Annotated in this window: 19 protein-coding genes; 12 read left to right on the forward strand and 7 right to left on the reverse strand. The window is 57.2% G+C overall.

Annotated elements, in window-relative coordinates:
* Window positions 1-49: 49 nt before the first annotated feature.
* Entirely contained in the window at window positions 50-439 is a 390-nt protein-coding gene (locus ACF8PE_RS07505) for an inner membrane protein YbjM (RefSeq protein ID WP_032617266.1), read from the forward strand.
* 13 nt (window positions 440-452) lie between these two features.
* Here the strand turns inward: ACF8PE_RS07505 and ACF8PE_RS07510 are convergent, their stop codons facing one another.
* Complete coding sequence (locus tag ACF8PE_RS07510) at window positions 453-722, reverse strand: GrxA family glutaredoxin (protein WP_032617267.1); 270 nt, start codon at window positions 720-722, stop codon at window positions 453-455.
* A gap of 179 nt (window positions 723-901) precedes the next feature.
* Here ACF8PE_RS07510 and nfsA point away from each other — a divergent pair, with 179 nt between their 5' ends.
* The 11 genes from nfsA to ACF8PE_RS07565 all read left to right on the forward strand — a co-directional run bounded on the left by nfsA (window position 902) and on the right by ACF8PE_RS07565 (window position 11,638).
* Window positions 902-1,624 (forward strand): oxygen-insensitive NADPH nitroreductase, encoded by a 723-nt coding sequence (gene nfsA, locus ACF8PE_RS07515; protein ID WP_103791975.1) that lies wholly within the window; start codon window positions 902-904, stop codon window positions 1,622-1,624.
* Between the two features lie 72 nt (window positions 1,625-1,696).
* Window positions 1,697-2,599 (forward strand): 30S ribosomal protein S6--L-glutamate ligase, encoded by a 903-nt coding sequence (rimK, locus tag ACF8PE_RS07520; protein WP_032617270.1) that lies wholly within the window; start codon window positions 1,697-1,699, stop codon window positions 2,597-2,599.
* 61 nt (window positions 2,600-2,660) lie between these two features.
* Window positions 2,661-3,137, forward strand: a complete 477-nt coding sequence (locus ACF8PE_RS07525; RefSeq protein ID WP_032617271.1) for a YbjN domain-containing protein — start codon at window positions 2,661-2,663, stop codon at window positions 3,135-3,137.
* A 349-nt stretch (window positions 3,138-3,486) separates the two neighbouring features.
* Entirely contained in the window at window positions 3,487-4,599 is a 1,113-nt protein-coding gene (gene potF / locus ACF8PE_RS07530; protein ID WP_059308409.1) for a spermidine/putrescine ABC transporter substrate-binding protein PotF, read from the forward strand.
* A 96-nt stretch (window positions 4,600-4,695) separates the two neighbouring features.
* A complete protein-coding gene (gene potG / locus ACF8PE_RS07535) occupies window positions 4,696-5,829 on the forward strand; it encodes a putrescine ABC transporter ATP-binding subunit PotG (protein ID WP_032617274.1) in 1,134 nt (377 codons plus the stop codon).
* Window positions 5,830-5,838: 9 nt separating this feature from the next.
* Window positions 5,839-6,789 carry a putrescine ABC transporter permease PotH gene (gene potH / locus ACF8PE_RS07540; RefSeq protein WP_032617276.1) on the forward strand — a complete coding sequence of 317 codons (951 nt, stop codon included), beginning with the start codon at window positions 5,839-5,841 and terminating at the stop codon, window positions 6,787-6,789.
* Window positions 6,786-7,631, forward strand: coding sequence for a putrescine ABC transporter permease PotI (gene potI, locus ACF8PE_RS07545; protein ID WP_032617277.1), 846 nt, complete (start codon window positions 6,786-6,788; stop codon window positions 7,629-7,631). The genes potH and potI overlap by 4 nt, the downstream gene beginning before the upstream one ends.
* 57 nt (window positions 7,632-7,688) lie before the next feature.
* Window positions 7,689-8,177, forward strand: coding sequence for a YbjO family protein (locus tag ACF8PE_RS07550; RefSeq protein ID WP_032617278.1), 489 nt, complete (start codon window positions 7,689-7,691; stop codon window positions 8,175-8,177).
* Window positions 8,178-8,217: 40 nt separating this feature from the next.
* Window positions 8,218-9,345 carry a 23S rRNA (uracil(747)-C(5))-methyltransferase RlmC gene (gene rlmC / locus ACF8PE_RS07555; protein WP_392494731.1) on the forward strand — a complete coding sequence of 376 codons (1,128 nt, stop codon included), beginning with the start codon at window positions 8,218-8,220 and terminating at the stop codon, window positions 9,343-9,345.
* A gap of 149 nt (window positions 9,346-9,494) precedes the next feature.
* Complete coding sequence (locus ACF8PE_RS07560; protein ID WP_392494732.1) at window positions 9,495-10,187, forward strand: response regulator transcription factor; 693 nt, start codon at window positions 9,495-9,497, stop codon at window positions 10,185-10,187.
* Entirely contained in the window at window positions 10,184-11,638 is a 1,455-nt protein-coding gene (locus ACF8PE_RS07565; protein ID WP_032617282.1) for a sensor histidine kinase KdpD, read from the forward strand. The genes ACF8PE_RS07560 and ACF8PE_RS07565 overlap by 4 nt, the downstream gene beginning before the upstream one ends.
* A gap of 85 nt (window positions 11,639-11,723) precedes the next feature.
* Here ACF8PE_RS07565 and artJ read toward each other — a convergent pair whose 3' ends face one another.
* The 6 genes from artJ to ACF8PE_RS07595 form a co-directional block, all read right to left on the reverse strand.
* Window positions 11,724-12,455 carry an arginine ABC transporter substrate-binding protein ArtJ gene (artJ, locus tag ACF8PE_RS07570; RefSeq protein WP_032617283.1) on the reverse strand — a complete coding sequence of 244 codons (732 nt, stop codon included), beginning with the start codon at window positions 12,453-12,455 and terminating at the stop codon, window positions 11,724-11,726.
* 174 nt (window positions 12,456-12,629) lie between these two features.
* Window positions 12,630-13,298, reverse strand: coding sequence for an arginine ABC transporter permease ArtM (artM, locus tag ACF8PE_RS07575; RefSeq protein WP_392494733.1), 669 nt, complete (start codon window positions 13,296-13,298; stop codon window positions 12,630-12,632).
* Window positions 13,298-14,014: an arginine ABC transporter permease ArtQ gene (gene artQ / locus ACF8PE_RS07580; RefSeq protein ID WP_032617286.1), complete on the reverse strand. Its 717-nt coding sequence runs from the start codon at window positions 14,012-14,014 to the stop codon at window positions 13,298-13,300. The genes artM and artQ overlap by 1 nt, the downstream gene beginning before the upstream one ends.
* Before the next feature lie 6 nt (window positions 14,015-14,020).
* Window positions 14,021-14,752, reverse strand: coding sequence for an arginine ABC transporter substrate-binding protein ArtI (artI, locus tag ACF8PE_RS07585; RefSeq protein WP_032617288.1), 732 nt, complete (start codon window positions 14,750-14,752; stop codon window positions 14,021-14,023).
* Window positions 14,753-14,771: 19 nt separating this feature from the next.
* Entirely contained in the window at window positions 14,772-15,500 is a 729-nt protein-coding gene (gene artP / locus ACF8PE_RS07590) for an arginine ABC transporter ATP-binding protein ArtP (protein ID WP_059308406.1), read from the reverse strand.
* A 238-nt stretch (window positions 15,501-15,738) separates the two neighbouring features.
* Window positions 15,739-16,257 carry a lipoprotein gene (locus ACF8PE_RS07595; RefSeq protein WP_032617290.1) on the reverse strand — a complete coding sequence of 173 codons (519 nt, stop codon included), beginning with the start codon at window positions 16,255-16,257 and terminating at the stop codon, window positions 15,739-15,741.
* Window positions 16,258-16,352 lie beyond the last annotated feature (95 nt).

A 16,352-nucleotide genomic window follows, 5' to 3' on the forward strand; every position in this document is an offset into this window, starting at 1 on the left:
GGCGTCCATCGGACGAAAAAGTATTTGCCCGCAATGGCAGGGGGATAGATTGAATATTAAACGTAACTGGTTTGGCGTGGCTTGCTGCTTTTTACTGTTTACCGCAGTTTGCATCTGTCTGATGTACCAGGTGAGGGGGGCGTTTATTTCTTCGGGGTACCCTGGGCTTGGGCTACTTTTCTTCATCTTACCCGGTATCGCTGCGGGCTTCTTCTCCCGTGGTGGAGAGGTGATCAGGCCGCTGATGGGGGCGATACTCGCCGCGCCGGTCTGCCTGGTGGTGATGCGGATGATCTTTATTTCGTCACGCAGCATCCTGCAGGAACTGGCCTGGCTGCTGAGCGGCGTTTTCTGGTGTGCGTTAGGAGCGTTGTTCTTTCTGTTTGTGCGCCGGGCGCTGAAGCACCGCCGCGTGAGAGTAAAAACGCCCTCAGAGTGAGGGCGTGAAAGGATTACTGGGCAGCGAACAGGCCCAGGTGCTCTTTGGCATAGGCTTCAAAATCGGTAAAGCCGCCGATGTGGGTCTGGTCGAGGAAGATCTGCGGAACAGTTTCAACCGGCTTACCTACGGTCTGCTCCAGATCGGCTTTAGAGATACCTTCTGCGTGGATGTCCACGTAGCGGTAGTTAAAATCTTCACGCTCAGCGGTCAGTTTTTCTGCCAGATCTTTTGCGCGCACACAGTAAGGGCAACCCGGACGTCCAAAAATTACTGCAAACATTTTCTCTCTCCTGAAACTAAGCCCGACGGCGAATGACACTATATTGCCGATAACTATCGGTAATGGAAAGCAGGTTCTGCCTGTTACATTGATACCTTCAGGCTATGTTTGGCCAATTACAGCCTCATTTTCTTTGCCTATACTGGCGAAATGTCAGTAACGCCGTAAAGAGAGACAAGATGACGCCAGTAATTGATCTGTTACGTTCCCACCGCTCCATCCGCCATTTTACCCAGGAACCTATCACCGATGCGCAGCGCGAAGCCATTATTGCCGGTGCGCAGGGCACCTCCAGCTCCAGCTTCCTGCAGTGCAGCTCCATTATCCGCATCACCGACCCGGCGATGCGTGAACAGCTGGTGACCCTCACCGGCGGGCAAAAGCACGTTGCCGAGGCGGCGGAGTTCTGGGTGTTCTGCGCCGACTTCAACCGCCATCTGCAAATTTGTCCTGAGGCGCAGCTTGGCCTGGCAGAACAACTGCTGCTCGGCGTGGTGGATACCGCGATGCTGGCGCAAAACGCGATGACGGCGGCAGAGTCGCTGGGGTTGGGTGGCGTTTATATTGGCGGTATCCGCAACAGTATTGAGGCCGTGACCGAGCTGCTGCAGCTGCCGAAGCACGTTCTGCCGCTGTTTGGCCTGTGCCTGGGCTGGCCTGCGGATAACCCGGACGTCAAGCCGCGCCTGCCAGCGGCGATGGTGGTGCATGAAAACCACTACCAGCCGGTCGATAAAGAGGTGCTGGCGCAGTACGACGAGGAGCTGGCGAACTACTATCTCAGCCGCGCGACCAATAACCGCCGTGATACCTGGAGCGACCATATCCGCCGCACCATCATCAAGGAAAACCGTCCGTTTATTCTCGATTATTTGCATAAACAGGGCTGGGCTACACGATAAGTCCATTCATCCTGCGCCTGCCTGCGTGTATGATACGCAGGCTTTTACCGGATTATGTCTGAGAGGTGCAGGGTGAAAATTGCCATATTGTCCCGGGATGGAACGCTCTTTTCCTGTAAACGCCTGCGTGAAGCGGCAGAGCAGCGTGGCCATCATGTAGAAATCCTCGATCCGCTGTCCTGCTATATGAATATCAGTCCGGCGGCATCCTCCATTCACTATAAAGGGCGTCAACTGCCGCATTTCGACGCGGTTATCCCGCGCATTGGCTCGGCAATCACCTTTTATGGCACCGCCGCGCTGCGCCAGTTTGAACTGCTCGGCAGTTATCCGCTGAATGAATCCGTGGCCATTACCCGGGCGCGCGACAAACTTCGCTCCCTGCAGCTGCTGGCCCGTCAGGGGATCGACCTGCCGATCACCGGTATTGCCCATTCGCCCGACGACACCAGCGATCTGATCGAGATGGTGGGCGGGGCACCGCTGGTGGTCAAGCTGGTAGAGGGCACCCAGGGGATTGGCGTGGTGCTGGCCGAAACCCGCCAGGCGGCAGAGAGCGTGATTGATGCCTTTCGCGGCCTGAACGCGCATATTCTGGTGCAGGAGTACATTCAGGAGGCCAAAGGGCGCGACATTCGCTGCCTGGTGGTGGGGGATGAAGTGGTCGCGGCCATTGAGCGCCAGGCCAAAGAGGGCGATTTTCGCTCCAACCTGCACCGGGGCGGTGTTGCCCGGGTGGTAGAGATCACCGCGCGCGAGCGGGAGATTGCGCTGCTGGCCGCGCAGACGCTGGGGCTGGATGTTGCCGGGGTCGATATCTTACGTGCCGATCGCGGGCCGCTGGTGATGGAAGTGAATGCCTCACCGGGGCTGGAAGGCATTGAGAAAACCACCGGGATTGACATAGCCGGGAAGATGATCGGCTGGATAGAGCGTCAGGCCACGCCGGAGTTTTGCCTGAAAACGGGCGGATAACTGACCTGCCACGCAAACGTCGCCTGGCACAGGCACTATTTTTTTAAGGGGTTCCACCGTTATGGATTCACTCGTTGTACCGACACTTGATACTTTGCGTCACTGGCTCGACAACATGGGCGTCAGCTTTTTTGAATGCGACACCTGCCAGGCGCTGCACCTGCCGCACATGCAAAACTTTGACGGTGTGTTTGATGCCAAGCTCGATCTGATTAATGACGTCATTCTTTTTTCCGCGCTGGCAGAGGTCAAACCCTCGGCATTACTGGCCTTAGCATCGGATTTATCTGCCATCAATGCCAGTTCTTTGACGGTGAAAGCATTTCTCGATATACAGGATGATAATCTGCCAAAGCTGGTGGTTTGCCAGTCTTTCAACGCCACCGTCGGGCTGACTTTCCCGCAGTTCGCGGCGTTCATCCAGCAGAGCGAAGAGCAGATCTCCATGGTGATGCTTGAAGCCAGCGCCCATCAACTGCTCTACAACGCCGAAGAGGGCGCTGAGCAGCCTGAATCTGCGGGCAATTTTCTGCACTAAAGCTGTCTGACTTTTAGGCAGTCGCTGTCGTGGCGGCTGCATAACACCCTCGTTTCTGCTGGATTTAACCTTCCTTTAAAGAATTATTCACCGCCATCCCGGCAAATCGGCTTATCACATAGACACTTCCTGCATAAAAAATTGTTAAAAGGCGTTTTTTAATCTGAGCTATAGCTACGGAGACAAGCTACAGTTTATTCTTGCGATGCTGTTAAATGCGAGCAGATACCGCCACCTGAGTAACATCTTCTGCTGCATGCAGAGTGATAAATTATGCACGTTTCTTGCATAGGTTAAGAGTGTTCATTTTTGGCGCGTTTGTTAACGCGCTTTCAGAAGGATTAACGCTATGATCGCTTTACATAAAAAATGGTTATCGGGTCTGGTTGCAGGTGCTCTGATGGCGGTCTCTGCCGGCACGCTTGCGGCGGAACAAAAAACGCTGCATATCTATAACTGGTCTGATTATATTGCCCCGGACACGGTGGCGAATTTCGAAAAAGAGACCGGGATTAAAGTCGTTTACGACGTCTTCGACTCCAACGAAGTGCTGGAAGGCAAACTGATGGCGGGCAGCACCGGCTTCGACCTGGTGGTACCGTCAGCCAGCTTCCTTGAGCGTCAGCTCTCTGCTGGCGTGTTCCAGCCGCTGGACAAAAGCAAACTGCCGGAGTGGAAAAACCTCGATCCCGAGCTGCTGAAGCTTATCGCCAAACACGACCCGGAAAACAAATACGCGATGCCTTATATGTGGGCCACCACGGGCATCGGCTATAACGTCGACAAAGTGAAACAGGTGTTGGGTGCCGATGCCCCGGTAAATAGCTGGGACCTGGTGCTGAAGCCAGAGAACCTCGAGAAGCTGAAAAGCTGCGGCGTGTCGTTCCTCGATGCCCCGGAAGAGGTGTTTGCCACCGTCCTGAATTACCTCGGCAAAGATCCGAACAGCACCAAAGCGGATGACTACACCGGCCCGGCAACAGACCTGCTGCTGAAGCTGCGTCCTAATATCCGTTATTTCCACTCGTCTCAGTACATTAACGATCTGGCGAACGGCGACATCTGTGTAGCCATCGGCTGGGCAGGGGATGTTCTGCAGGCGGCTAATCGCGCCAAAGAAGCCAAAAACGGTGTGAATATCGCCTATTCAATCCCGAAAGAGGGGGCGATGGCCTTCTTTGACGTCTTCGCGATGCCAGCCGATGCGAAAAACAAAGACGAAGCCTATCAGTTCCTGAACTATCTGCTGCGCCCGGATGTTATTGCCCACATCTCTGACCACGTCTTCTATGCCAACGGCAACAAAGAGGCCACCAGCCTTGTCAGCGCCGAAGTGCGTGATAACCCGGGGATCTATCCACCGGCTGACGTGCGCGCCAAAATGTTCACCCTGAGCGTTCAGGAGCCGAAAATCGACCGCGTGCGTACCCGTGCGTGGACGAAAGTGAAAAGCGGTAAATAACGATGTGATGTACGCCGGGCAGCGCAAGCGTGTGCCCGGCGATACGCACCCTGATGGTGCGTTTGCACCAGTTTGATTGATGCCGGAGAGCACCCCGTGAACGACGCGATCCCCCGCCCGCAGGCGAAAACCCGTAAAGCGCTGACCCCGCTGCTGGAAATCCGCAACCTGACCAAATCCTTTGATGGTCAGAATGCCGTGGATGATGCCAGCCTGACCATTTATAAAGGCGAAATTTTTGCCCTGCTTGGCCCATCCGGCTGCGGGAAATCGACGTTGCTGCGTATGCTGGCCGGGTTTGAACAGCCCAGCGCCGGGCAGATTATGCTTGATGGCGTCGACCTTTCCCACGTGCCGCCGTATCAGCGTCCCATCAATATGATGTTTCAGTCCTACGCGCTCTTCCCGCACATGACCGTGGAGCAGAACATCGCCTTTGGCCTGAAGCAGGACAAAATGCCGAAAGCCGAGATCGCCACCCGCGTGGCCGAAATGCTGAGCCTGGTGCACATGCAGGAGTTTGCAAAGCGCAAGCCGCATCAGCTCTCGGGCGGGCAACGTCAGCGTGTGGCCCTGGCCCGCAGCCTGGCGAAACGCCCCAAACTGCTGCTGTTAGATGAGCCGATGGGCGCGCTGGATAAAAAACTGCGCGACCGTATGCAGCTGGAAGTGGTGGATATTCTGGAGCGCGTGGGCGTGACCTGCGTGATGGTCACCCACGACCAGGAAGAGGCCATGACCATGGCCGGGCGCATCGCGATCATGAACCGCGGCAAGTTTGTGCAGATAGGGGAGCCGGAAGAGATTTACGAGCATCCGACTACCCGCTACAGCGCCGAATTTATCGGCTCAATCAACGTGTTTGAAGGGCTGCTGAAAGCGCGGGAAGAAGACGGCCTGGTGATCGACTCGCCGGGGCTTATTCACCCGCTAAAGGTTGCCGCCGACAACTCGGTGGTGGACAACGTGCCGGTATACGTGGCGCTGCGCCCGGAAAAAATCACCCTGTGCGATGCACCCCCGGCCGACGGTTACAACTTTGCGGTGGGGGAGGTGGTACATATTGCCTATCTCGGCGATCTCTCCATTTATCACGTCCGGCTGAAGAGCGGCCAGATGATCAGCGCCCAGCTGCAGAACACCTGGCGCTACCGCAAGGGGCTGCCGACCTGGGGCGACGAAGTGCGTCTGTGCTGGGAAGCAGACAGCTGCGTTGTACTGACGGTATAAGGAACGGCGATGAGCAAACCTGAACCTGCGACCCGCGTAGCGGCGGGCATTGATACCAGCTGGCTGACGCGGATGCAGATGGCCCACGGCCGCAAGCTGGTGATCGCCCTCCCTTACGTGTGGCTGATCCTGCTGTTCCTGCTGCCGTTCCTGATTGTGTTTAAAATCAGCCTGGCAGAGATGGCGCGGGCGATCCCGCCCTACAGCGACCTGGTGGAGTGGGGGGACAGTCAGCTGTCGATCATGCTCAACCTGGGTAACTTCCTGCAACTGACCGACGATCCGCTCTATTTTGAGGCCTATCTACAGTCGTTGCAGGTGGCGGGCATCTCGACGATTTGCTGTCTTCTGCTGGCCTACCCGCTGGCCTGGGCAGTGGCGCACAGCAAGCCCTCGACGCGAAATATCCTGCTGCTACTGGTGATTTTACCCTCCTGGACCTCGTTCCTGATCCGCGTTTATGCCTGGATGGGGATCCTGAAAAACAACGGCGTGCTGAACAACTTTCTGCTGTGGCTGGGGGTTATCGATCAGCCGCTGACCATTCTGCACACCAACCTGGCGGTCTATATCGGCATCGTGTACGCCTATCTGCCCTTTATGGTGCTGCCGATCTACACCGCCCTGACGCGCATCGACTATTCGCTGGTGGAAGCAGCGCTTGATCTCGGTGCCCGTCCGCTAAAAACCTTCTTCACCGTGATTGTGCCGCTGACCAAAGGCGGGATTATCGCCGGATCGATGCTGGTGTTTATCCCGGCAGTGGGGGAGTTCGTGATCCCGGAACTGCTCGGCGGCCCGGACAGCATTATGATTGGCCGCGTGCTGTGGCAGGAGTTCTTTAACAACCGCGACTGGCCGGTGGCCTCGGCGGTGGCGATCGTGATGCTGCTCCTGCTGATCGTGCCGATCATGTGGTTCCACAAGTACCAGCAGAAACAGATGGGAGATCATGGATGAACAACTTACCGGTAGTGCGCTCTCCGTGGCGGATCCTGATCCTGGTGCTCGGCTTTACGTTCCTGTATGCCCCGATGCTGATGCTGGTGATCTACTCCTTCAACAGCTCGAAGCTGGTGACGGTGTGGGCGGGCTGGTCAACGCGCTGGTACGGCGAGCTGTTCCACGACCAGGCGATGATCAGCGCCGTGGGGTTAAGCCTGACCATTGCCGCCTGTGCGGCAACGATGGCGGTGATCCTCGGCACCATCGCCGCCGTGGTCATGGTGCGCTTTGGGCGCTTTCGCGGAGCCAACGGTTTTGCCTTTATGATCACCGCTCCGTTGGTCATGCCCGACGTGATCACCGGCCTGTCACTGCTGCTGCTGTTTGTCGCCATGGGTCACGCCATCGGCTGGCCGTCGGATCGCGGCATGTTGACCATCTGGCTGGCCCACGTCACCTTCTGTACCGCCTATGTTGCAGTGGTGATCTCCTCGCGCCTGCGCGAGCTGGATCACTCCATTGAAGAGGCGGCGATGGATCTGGGCGCCACGCCGCTGAAGGTGTTCTTTATCATCACCCTGCCGATGATTATGCCGGCGGTGGTCTCCGGCTGGCTGCTGGCCTTTACCCTGTCGCTGGACGACCTGGTGATCGCCAGTTTCGTCTCTGGCCCGGGAGCGACCACGCTGCCGATGCTGGTCTTCTCCAGCGTGCGCATGGGGGTTAACCCGGAGATCAACGCCCTCGCAACGATCATTCTCGGCGTGGTGGGCATTATCGGGCTGATTGCCTGGTATCTGATGGCGCGTTCTGAAAAACAGCGCCAGCGCGATATCCAACGTGCAAGACGCGGCTGAAGCTCCTAAAATCTGCACAGGCGTAAATGAGATGCCGCGTTATCGCGGCATCGTTTCATGGAAGACATCACGTTGGGATTTTTCAGTAAAACAAGTCAGTCACATGCCCGTCTGAATGTTCCTGCTCTGGTGCAGGTGGCGGCGCTCGCCATTATTATGATCCGCTGCCTTGATGTATTCATGATTTTCAATACCCTGGGCGTGCGCGGCATGGGGGAGTTCATTCACCGCAGTGTCCAGACATGGAACCTGACGCTGGTCTTTTTCGCCAGCCTGATGCTGGTGTTTATAGAAATTTACTGCGCTTTTTCGCTGGTGAAAGGGCGTAACTGGGCGCGGCTCATCTACCTCCTGACCCAGGTGGTAGCTACCGGCTATCTGTGGGCCGCGTCGCTGGGTTACGGTTATCCTGAACTGTTCAGCATCCCCGGCGAGTCAAAACGCGAGATCTTCCATACCCTGGTGATGCAAAAGCTGCCCGACCTGCTGGTGCTCGGCCTGCTGTTTGTTCCGGCCGCCAGCCGACGGTTTTTCCGTCTGCAATAACGTGTATAATCGCTGCCCCCAGACGTATTAAGGTTTCGTTATGCAGTGCGCACTCTATGACGCCGGTCGCTGTCGCTCCTGTCAGTGGATAGAACAGCCGGTCTCTTCTCAACTTTCCGCCAAAATGGCCGACCTGCAGACTTTACTGTCTGGCCTGCCGGTGGCTGAGTGGTGCGCGCCCGTCAGCGGGCCGGAACAGGCATTTCGCAATAAAGCCAAAATGGTGGTCAGCGGCAGCGTCGAGAAACCGCTGCTCGGCATGTTGCACCGGGATGGCACGCCTGTCGATCTCACCGACTGTCCGCTCTATCCAGCCTCGTTCGCCCCGGTCTTTGCCGCCCTGAAACCCTTTATTGCCCGCGCGGGTCTGACCCCCTACAACGTGGAACGCAAGCGCGGCGAACTGAAGTACATTCTGCTGACGGAAAGCCAGCGTGATGGCGGGATGATGCTGCGCTTCGTGCTGCGCTCGCAGGCTAAGCTGCCCCAACTGCGTGCGGCCCTGCCGTGGCTGCAACAGCAGTTACCGCAGCTGACGGTGATTACCGCGAACATTCAGCCGGTACATATGGCGATCATGGAAGGGGACGAAGAGATCTTCCTCACCGGCGCCCAGGCGCTGGCGGAACGCTTCAACGACGTGCCGCTGTGGATCCGCCCGAAGAGCTTCTTCCAGACCAACCCGACCGTTGCCAGCCAGCTCTATGCCACCGCGCGCGACTGGGTGCGACAGCTGCCGGTCAACCATATGTGGGATCTGTTCTGCGGCGTCGGCGGCTTTGGCCTGCACTGCGCCACGCCGCAGATGAAGCTGACCGGGATTGAAATCTCTGCCGAGGCGATCGCCTGCGCCACGCAGTCAGCCACCGAGCTGGGGTTAACCAATTTGCATTTTCAGGCGCTCGATTCAACGCAGTTTGCCACCGGCCAGGACAACGTGCCGGATCTGGTGCTGGTTAACCCACCCCGTCGCGGCATCGGCCAGGCGCTGTGCGACTACCTGAGCCAGATGGCCCCGCAGTTTATTATTTACTCCAGTTGCAATGCGCAGACGATGGCGAAAGATCTCCACGCCCTGCCGGGCTATTGCGTTGCGCGCGTTCAGCTGTTCGATATGTTCCCCCACACCGCGCACTACGAAGTATTGACGCTGTTAATTAAGCGTTGAGCCACTGCCCGGCGATGCTGCGCTTGCGCTCTCCCTGTGGGAGAGCGCCGTGGCGAGGGCACCTCCGCACAATGTTAAACAAAATGTGAACGTTTCCCGCCCCGGAAATCGGGTAAGCTTTACCTGTTAAGATTGAATAAGGCTGACCGATGAAGCAGATCCTGCTGGTGGAGGACGATGGCGATATCGCCGCGTTACTGCGCCTCAATTTAGAAGACGAAGGTTATGTGATCACCCACGAGGCAGACGGGGAAAAGGCGCTGCACCTGCTCGGGCAAACCCACTGGGATGCGGTGATCCTCGATCTGATGCTGCCCAACGTTGACGGACTGACCCTCTGCCGGGCGATCCGCCAGCGTGACCACTACCTTCCGGTGATTATCATCAGCGCCCGCAGCAGCGAAACCGAGCGCATTCTGGGCCTTGAAACCGGGGCCGATGATTACCTCGCCAAACCCTTCTCGGTGCAGGAACTGGTGGCGCGGATTCGGGCGCTGTTCCGCCGTCAGCAGGCGATGGGCCAGCAGACATCCGGGCTTATCACCGCCCACGGCCTGACCATCGACCCGCTGGCCCGCAGCGTCCAGCTGCGCGGCGAGGTGGTGGATCTCACGCCGCGTGAGTTCGATTTACTCTACTTTTTCGCCCGTCATCCCGGGGAGGTTTTCTCCCGGCTGGCCCTGCTCGAACAGGTGTGGGGTTATCAGCATGAAGGCTACGAACATACCGTCAACACCCACATCAACCGCTTGCGGGTAAAAATTGAAAAAGATGCCGCCGAGCCGGAGGTGATCCGCACCGTGTGGGGTAAAGGCTACCGGTTTGCCCGGGAGGCAGAATGACGCGCCGCCTGACCCTGCTGTTTATCCTCTTGCTGACGGGCTGTGCGGCGGTGGCCTGCGCGGTGCAGCTCTGGACCAGCATGCAGTACGGTAACGCCATGGTGCAGCGTCTCTCCGGCGGGCTGGCGCAGCACATCGCCCAGCGCGAAACACTGCTGGATGCCCAGGGGCAGGTCGATCGCACCCGGCTCAAGCCGCTGTTCGATCGGCTGATGACCTTTAACCCCAGTGTGGAACTCTACATTCTCTCCCCGGACGGACAGATCCTCGCGGATGCCGCCCCGCCGGGGCATATCAAACGGCAGAAGCTCGCCGTTGCGCCGGTTCAGCAGTTTCTCAGCGGCGGGATGATGCCGGTCTACGGGGACGACCCGCGCACCCTGACGGGCGAGAAGGTCTTCAGTGCCGTGCCGCTGCATCAGGACGGCGTACTGCGCGGCTATCTGTATATCATCTTGCAGGGAGAAGAGCTGAACGCACTGGCGGAGCAGGCGTGGCAAAAAACGCTCTGGAGCACGGTGCTCTGGTCGCTGCTGCTGGTAGCCCTTTTTGGTGCGCTGGCGGGGGGGCTGGTCTGGTACTGGGTCACCCGGCCGGTGAAGCAGTTAACCGACGAGGTGAGTGGCCTCGATCGGGAAAGTATGCACGTTATCAAGCAGCTGGCCGCCCAGCCCCCGCAGGCCGCCCCGTCTGACGAAGTGGCCCTGCTGCGTAACACCTTTATCGAGCTGGCGCAGCAGATTGCCAGCCAGTGGGATCAGCTGGCCGACAGCGACCGGCAGCGCCGGGAGTTTATCGCCAATATCTCCCACGATCTGCGCACGCCATTGACCTCGCTGCTGGGGTATCTGGAAACGCTGTCCCTCAAATCCGGCACGCTTTCGGCGCAGGAGACGCAGCACTATCTCGCTATTGCCCTGCGTCAGGGGCATAAAGTGCGTCATCTGTCCCAGCAGCTGTTTGAGCTGGCGCGTCTTGAGCATGGCAGCATCAAGCCGCAGCGGGAGCGCTTTGCCATCGGGGAGCTGATTTCCGACGTGGCGCAAAAGTTTGACCTGGCGGTGGAGACCCGTCAGCTCCGGCTGCATATCGACGTGCCGCGCCAGTTGCCGATGATCAACGCCGATCTGTCGATGATCGAGCGGGTGGTGACCAACCTGCTGGATAACGCCATTCGTCATACGCCGCCAGGCGGCGAAATTGGGCTGAAGGTGTGGCTGGAGGGGGAGCAGTTGCAGGTGGAGGTGAATGACAGCGGGCCGGGCGTCGATGAACATCTCCGGGATCAGCTGTTCATGCGGCCTTCAGCGCTGAGTCAGCAGGCATCGCGGGATAATCGCGGTGGGCTGGGGCTGTTGATTGTCAAAAGGATGCTGGAGCTGCACGGCGGCGGGATCAGGCTGATGGAGGCGGCGCACGGAGCCTGTTTTCGCTTCTTTGTGCCGCTGTGAGCCATGCCGGGTAGCGCTGACGCTTACCCGGCATGCAAATCTCAAACCGGCCGGGTAAGGCATAGCCGCCCGCGGGCAAAAAATCTTATTGCGGGAACCACTGGTCGCTGATTTTCTGATACGTGCCGTCTGCTTTAATGGCTTTCAGAGCGCCGTTCAGTTTCTCTACCAGGGCTTTGTTATCCGGGCGTACGGCAATGCCCAGACCGGTGCCGAAGTACTGCGGGTCGGTCACTTTATCCGTTGCGGTGCCCAGCTGCGGGTTGGTTTTCAGCCACTCGTTCACCACCGCCGTGTCGCCAAACACGCCATCGATACGGCCATTTTTCAGGTCGATAATCGCATTCTGGTAGCTATCGTACGCCACGGTTTTTACTTCCGGGTGCTTATCCTGGAGGTATTTCTGGTGCGTGGTGCCGTTTTCCATGCCAATGCGCTTGCCTTTCAGCTGCTCAAAGGAGGTGTACTGGCCTTTTTTGGCGATCACTACTGCGGAGTTAGCGTAGTACGGGTCAGTAAAGGCAACCTGCTTGCTACGCTCCGGGGTGATATCCATGCCCGAGATCACCGCGTCATATTTTTTGAATTTCAGGGACGGGATCAGGCTGTCAAAGGCGTGGTTAGTAAAGGTGCACTCCGCCTGCATTTGGGTACACAGCGCTTTTGCCAGGTCGATATCAAACCCGACGATCTGGTTGCTGGCATCCAGTGACTCGAACGGTGGATAGGTAGCAGAAACACCGAAGTTGATTTTATCGGCGGCAGAAGCGCCTGCGGCGAAGGTTGCCAGTAAAGCGGCCAGAACTAACTTTTTCATTGTGAAGCTCCCGTCTGTCAATCTTGTCATTATGTGCCGTGTCTGCGGCTGGGAGTTACAATGCCATTGAATGAATTTGTATGCAATAAAAATGATTAAGTATTACTTGGTTCATAAAAAAAGGCGGGTGGTCGTTAGACTTGCCCGCCTTGAGTAATCACAATGTATGCAGTCTTAGTTGCGGCGTTCGAAGGCCAGCGCTTTACGCTCAACTAAACGCATCAGCAGCGTCAGCAGGCCGTTGACCACCAGGTAGATCAATCCGGCGGCACCAAACACCATCACATCGTAGGTGCGTCCGTACAGCAATTGTCCGTGACCCATCACCTCCATCAGGGTGATGGTGTAGGCCAGGGAGGTACTTTTGAACACCAGCACCACTTCGTTAGAGTACGAAGAGAGGGCGCGCTTGAAGGCGTACGGCAGCAGGATCGCCAGCGTATCTTTCTTGCTCATCCCCAGCGCACCGCACGACTGCCACTGCCCGTCCGGGATGGCGCGAATGGCCCCGTAGAACAGTTGGGTGGTATAGGCGGCGCTGTTCAGCGACAGGGCCAGCAGGGCGCACAGCCACGGCTCGGAGAGCAGATGCCACAGCACCGGATATTCCTGTAGCGTCGGGAACTGGCCCGGGCCGTAGTAAATCAGGAAGATCTGCACCAGCAGCGGTGTGCCGGTAAACAGGGTGATATAGCCGCGGACAATCCACACCAGTACCGGCGTTTTCAGCGTCAGGATGATGGTGAAAATCAACGCCAGCACCTGCGCCACGATAATCGAGGCGACGGTCAACGTCAGGCTGGTGTGCAGCCCTTTCATCAGTTCGGGTAAGTAATCCAGCATCAGCCTGGTCTCCGTTCAAAACGCGTCGCACGCAGGTCAATACGCTTGAGAATGTACTGACTGAGCAACGTGATCACCAGGTAGATGGCCGCCGCCACGATGTACCAGGTAAAGGGCTCCTGGGTACGGGTGGCGATGCTTTTGGTTTGCAGCATCAGGTCGTTAACGCTGATTAAGCTCACCAGCGCGGTATCTTTCAGCAGCACCAGCCACTGATTGCCAAGCCCCGGCAGGGCATGACGCCACATCTGCGGCATCACCAGACGGAAGAAGATCGCCGTTTTCGACAGTCCCAGCGCCTGGCCGGACTCCCACTGGCCTACCGGCACCGCTTTCAGTGCGCCGCGCAGAGTCTGCGAAGCATAGGCGGAATAGAGCAGGGAGAGGGCGATCACGCCGCACAGGAACGGGCTGACATCGAAGTTTTCGATCTGCATCTGAATAGGGATCTGCACCACGCCCAGATTGAGCGTAAAGCCGTCCGACAGCATCAGCAGCAGCTGCGAGGAGCCGAAATAGATAAACAGGACCACCAGAATTTCCGGCAGGCCACGAAGAAGGGTCACCAGTGCAGAGCCGGTCCAGGCGACAGGTCGCCACTTAGCCGATTCCCACACGGCAAAGATCATCGCCAGCACCAGGCCGATAATCAGCGCACAAACGGCAAGGCCGACGGTCATCCCGGCGGCGCTTGCTAATGGAAAAATTTCGTTCATCAGATCTTACTTCTGGAACCATTTTTTATAGATGGAATCGTACGTGCCATCTTTCTTCACTTTTTCCAGCGCGGTGTTGAATTTCTGCTGCAGCGCGGTGTTGCCCTGACGCACAGCAATACCCAGACCGGTGCCGAAGTAATCTTTATCCGTCACTTTATCGCCAACCGCAGCCAGCTTGTCGTTGGCCTTCAGCCATTCGGTGACCACCGCGTTATCGCCAAAGACGGCATCAATACGGCCATTCTGCAGATCCAGACGGGCGTTCTGGTAGCTGTCGTAAGGCACGGTAGTGATTTCCGGGTGCTTATCCATAATGAATTTCTGATGGGTGGTGCCGTTCTGCACGCCCACTTTCTTGCCTTTCAGCGCATCAATAGAGGCATATTTGCCTTTCTGACCGATGAACAGGGCAGAGTTCTCGTAATACGGGGTGCTGAACAGAACCTGCTTTTCACGCTCTGGCGTGATATCCATACCGGCCATGACCGCATCAATACGGCGGAATTTCAGGCTCGGGATCAGGCTGTCGAAAGACTGATTCGAGAAAGTACAGGTGGCGTCGATCTCTTTACACAGGGCGTTAGCCAGATCCACATCGAAGCCCACAATCTTGTTGTTCGCATCCATTGATTCAAACGGAGGGTAGGAGGCTTCGGTGGCGAAACGAATGGTTTCGGCAGCGGTGGCAGAGAGGCTAACGCTGGCAAGCAGGGCGGCAATCACTATTTTTTTCATTGTCGTTCTCTCGATTCGATTAGTGAGACAGATAATTTCTGAACGCGTCGGTCTGCGGCTGGGCAAAGCAGCTCGCATCCCCTTGCTCAACAATATGACCGTTTTCCATATAGACCACACGACTGGCGGTTTTACGCGCCACTTCCACTTCGTGCGTCACGATCACCTGAGTAATATTGGTTTCCGCCAGCTCGCGAATAATGCTAACGATCTGGGCAGTGATTTCCGGGTCCAGCGCGGCGGTCGGTTCATCAAACAGCAGCACCGCAGGCTCCATCATCAGCGCGCGGGCAATGGCCACACGCTGCTGCTGACCGCCAGAGAGGTGCAGCGGATAACGATCGCTGTAGGGCTTCAGGCGCAGACGTTCCAGCAGCTTCTCGGCACGCGCCAGCGCCTGCTCTTTGGAGAGGCCCAGCACGCGGCACGGGGCCTCGATCAGGTTCTGCTGCACGGTCAGGTGCGGCCAAAGATTGTATTGCTGGAAGACCATCCCGACGTTCTGGCGCAGATCGCGGATCGCTTTTTCAGACGGCGCTTTGGCAAAATTAAAGTGATTACCGGCGATATCCAGCGTACCGGAGCGCGGCATTTCAAGCAGATTGAGGACGCGAAGCAGCGAGCTTTTACCCGCCCCGCTTGGGCCTAACAGCACCAGCGTTTCGCCCTCAGGACAATTCAGTGTGATGTCGAACAGCGCCTGGTGTGCGCCGTAGAAGCAGTTAATGCCGTTTAGTTGAATACTCATCGGGGCAGTCTTTACTCATCCAGGCAATCTATAGCAATTGAGGCCGCAAATAGTACCGTCGGCAGAATAGTTATGCAATATTTCTGCGTTAAAAGTTAAATATAAACCGTATCTATACCTAAACATAGCACAAAATAGCGGATGGTCTGGGCGGCGAGAATAAATGTCGGCATTCCTCACGAAATGCCAGACATTTTACGGGGTTTTCCCTGCTTGACGGGCGGTTAAGCGTGACTGTTTAGCGTTTTTCAATGGACTGGCGCAGGGTGCCTGCCGGGGCGTGGACAGTGCCGCCGAGATAGCGCACGTCATCAACTGCCCAGCACTGACCCTCGCGGATCATCAGCACTTCATCCTGCCAGGTCTCGCTGCCCTGCGTCAGTTTCACCCGCAGCGGAATGTTGCGCGCATCGGTATTCGGAATAGTGGATGCGCTGGAGACTTCAGCTTTTTGCGGCGCAATGTTGCGGCTGGAGAAAGGATCGTCTTTCAGCAGGTTTTGATGCTGCGGATCGCGGCTGGCATTACTGAGAAGCATCGCCAGGTCATCGCTCAGATACGGGCGCAGCGCGGTGAAGTCATTGCTGCGGTGCGAAATGCGGTAATCATAGAATTGTTGGGCCACAGCATCCGGGCCGCCAGTAATGCAGCTGCCGCTGCGGGTACCGATATCCTTAAAAGCCGGGGTGACCGGGGTGGTGCAGGCGCTGAGCAGCAGCGCGCAAGGCACTAAAAGCGTCAAAGCAGAATAGCGCATGTTGATTTCCTTATGAGGCTGCAATAATTAACTAACCTTTAAATGATAGCGTAACGAAGAGATAATGGTTTTGTTCTTATACGCTTAGACCCGGC

It is taken from the genome of Leclercia sp. GLN_9 (assembly GCF_043105735.1).
Lineage (GTDB): Bacteria > Pseudomonadota > Gammaproteobacteria > Enterobacterales > Enterobacteriaceae > Enterobacter > Enterobacter adecarboxylatus.

What these genes read in the sequence shown, in the direction of transcription:
- artQ (WP_032617286.1), bottom strand. Translation starts at nt 14,014, where the DNA reads ATGAACGAAATTTTTCCATTAGCAAGCGCCGCCGGGATGACCGTCGGC.
- rlmC (WP_392494731.1), top strand. Translation starts at nt 8,218, where the DNA reads ATGCAGTGCGCACTCTATGACGCCGGTCGCTGTCGCTCCTGTCAGTGG.
- potH (WP_032617276.1), top strand. Translation starts at nt 5,839, where the DNA reads ATGAGCAAACCTGAACCTGCGACCCGCGTAGCGGCGGGCATTGATACC.
- nfsA (WP_103791975.1), top strand. Translation starts at nt 902, where the DNA reads ATGACGCCAGTAATTGATCTGTTACGTTCCCACCGCTCCATCCGCCAT.
- artJ (WP_032617283.1), bottom strand. Translation starts at nt 12,455, where the DNA reads ATGAAAAAGTTAGTTCTGGCCGCTTTACTGGCAACCTTCGCCGCAGGC.
- artP (WP_059308406.1), bottom strand. Translation starts at nt 15,500, where the DNA reads ATGAGTATTCAACTAAACGGCATTAACTGCTTCTACGGCGCACACCAG.
- ACF8PE_RS07510 (WP_032617267.1), bottom strand. Translation starts at nt 722, where the DNA reads ATGTTTGCAGTAATTTTTGGACGTCCGGGTTGCCCTTACTGTGTGCGC.
- potI (WP_032617277.1), top strand. Translation starts at nt 6,786, where the DNA reads ATGAACAACTTACCGGTAGTGCGCTCTCCGTGGCGGATCCTGATCCTG.
- artM (WP_392494733.1), bottom strand. Translation starts at nt 13,298, where the DNA reads ATGCTGGATTACTTACCCGAACTGATGAAAGGGCTGCACACCAGCCTG.
- ACF8PE_RS07595 (WP_032617290.1), bottom strand. Translation starts at nt 16,257, where the DNA reads ATGCGCTATTCTGCTTTGACGCTTTTAGTGCCTTGCGCGCTGCTGCTC.
- ACF8PE_RS07525 (WP_032617271.1), top strand. Translation starts at nt 2,661, where the DNA reads ATGGATTCACTCGTTGTACCGACACTTGATACTTTGCGTCACTGGCTC.
- ACF8PE_RS07550 (WP_032617278.1), top strand. Translation starts at nt 7,689, where the DNA reads ATGGAAGACATCACGTTGGGATTTTTCAGTAAAACAAGTCAGTCACAT.
- potF (WP_059308409.1), top strand. Translation starts at nt 3,487, where the DNA reads ATGATCGCTTTACATAAAAAATGGTTATCGGGTCTGGTTGCAGGTGCT.
- ACF8PE_RS07565 (WP_032617282.1), top strand. Translation starts at nt 10,184, where the DNA reads ATGACGCGCCGCCTGACCCTGCTGTTTATCCTCTTGCTGACGGGCTGT.
- ACF8PE_RS07560 (WP_392494732.1), top strand. Translation starts at nt 9,495, where the DNA reads ATGAAGCAGATCCTGCTGGTGGAGGACGATGGCGATATCGCCGCGTTA.
- artI (WP_032617288.1), bottom strand. Translation starts at nt 14,752, where the DNA reads ATGAAAAAAATAGTGATTGCCGCCCTGCTTGCCAGCGTTAGCCTCTCT.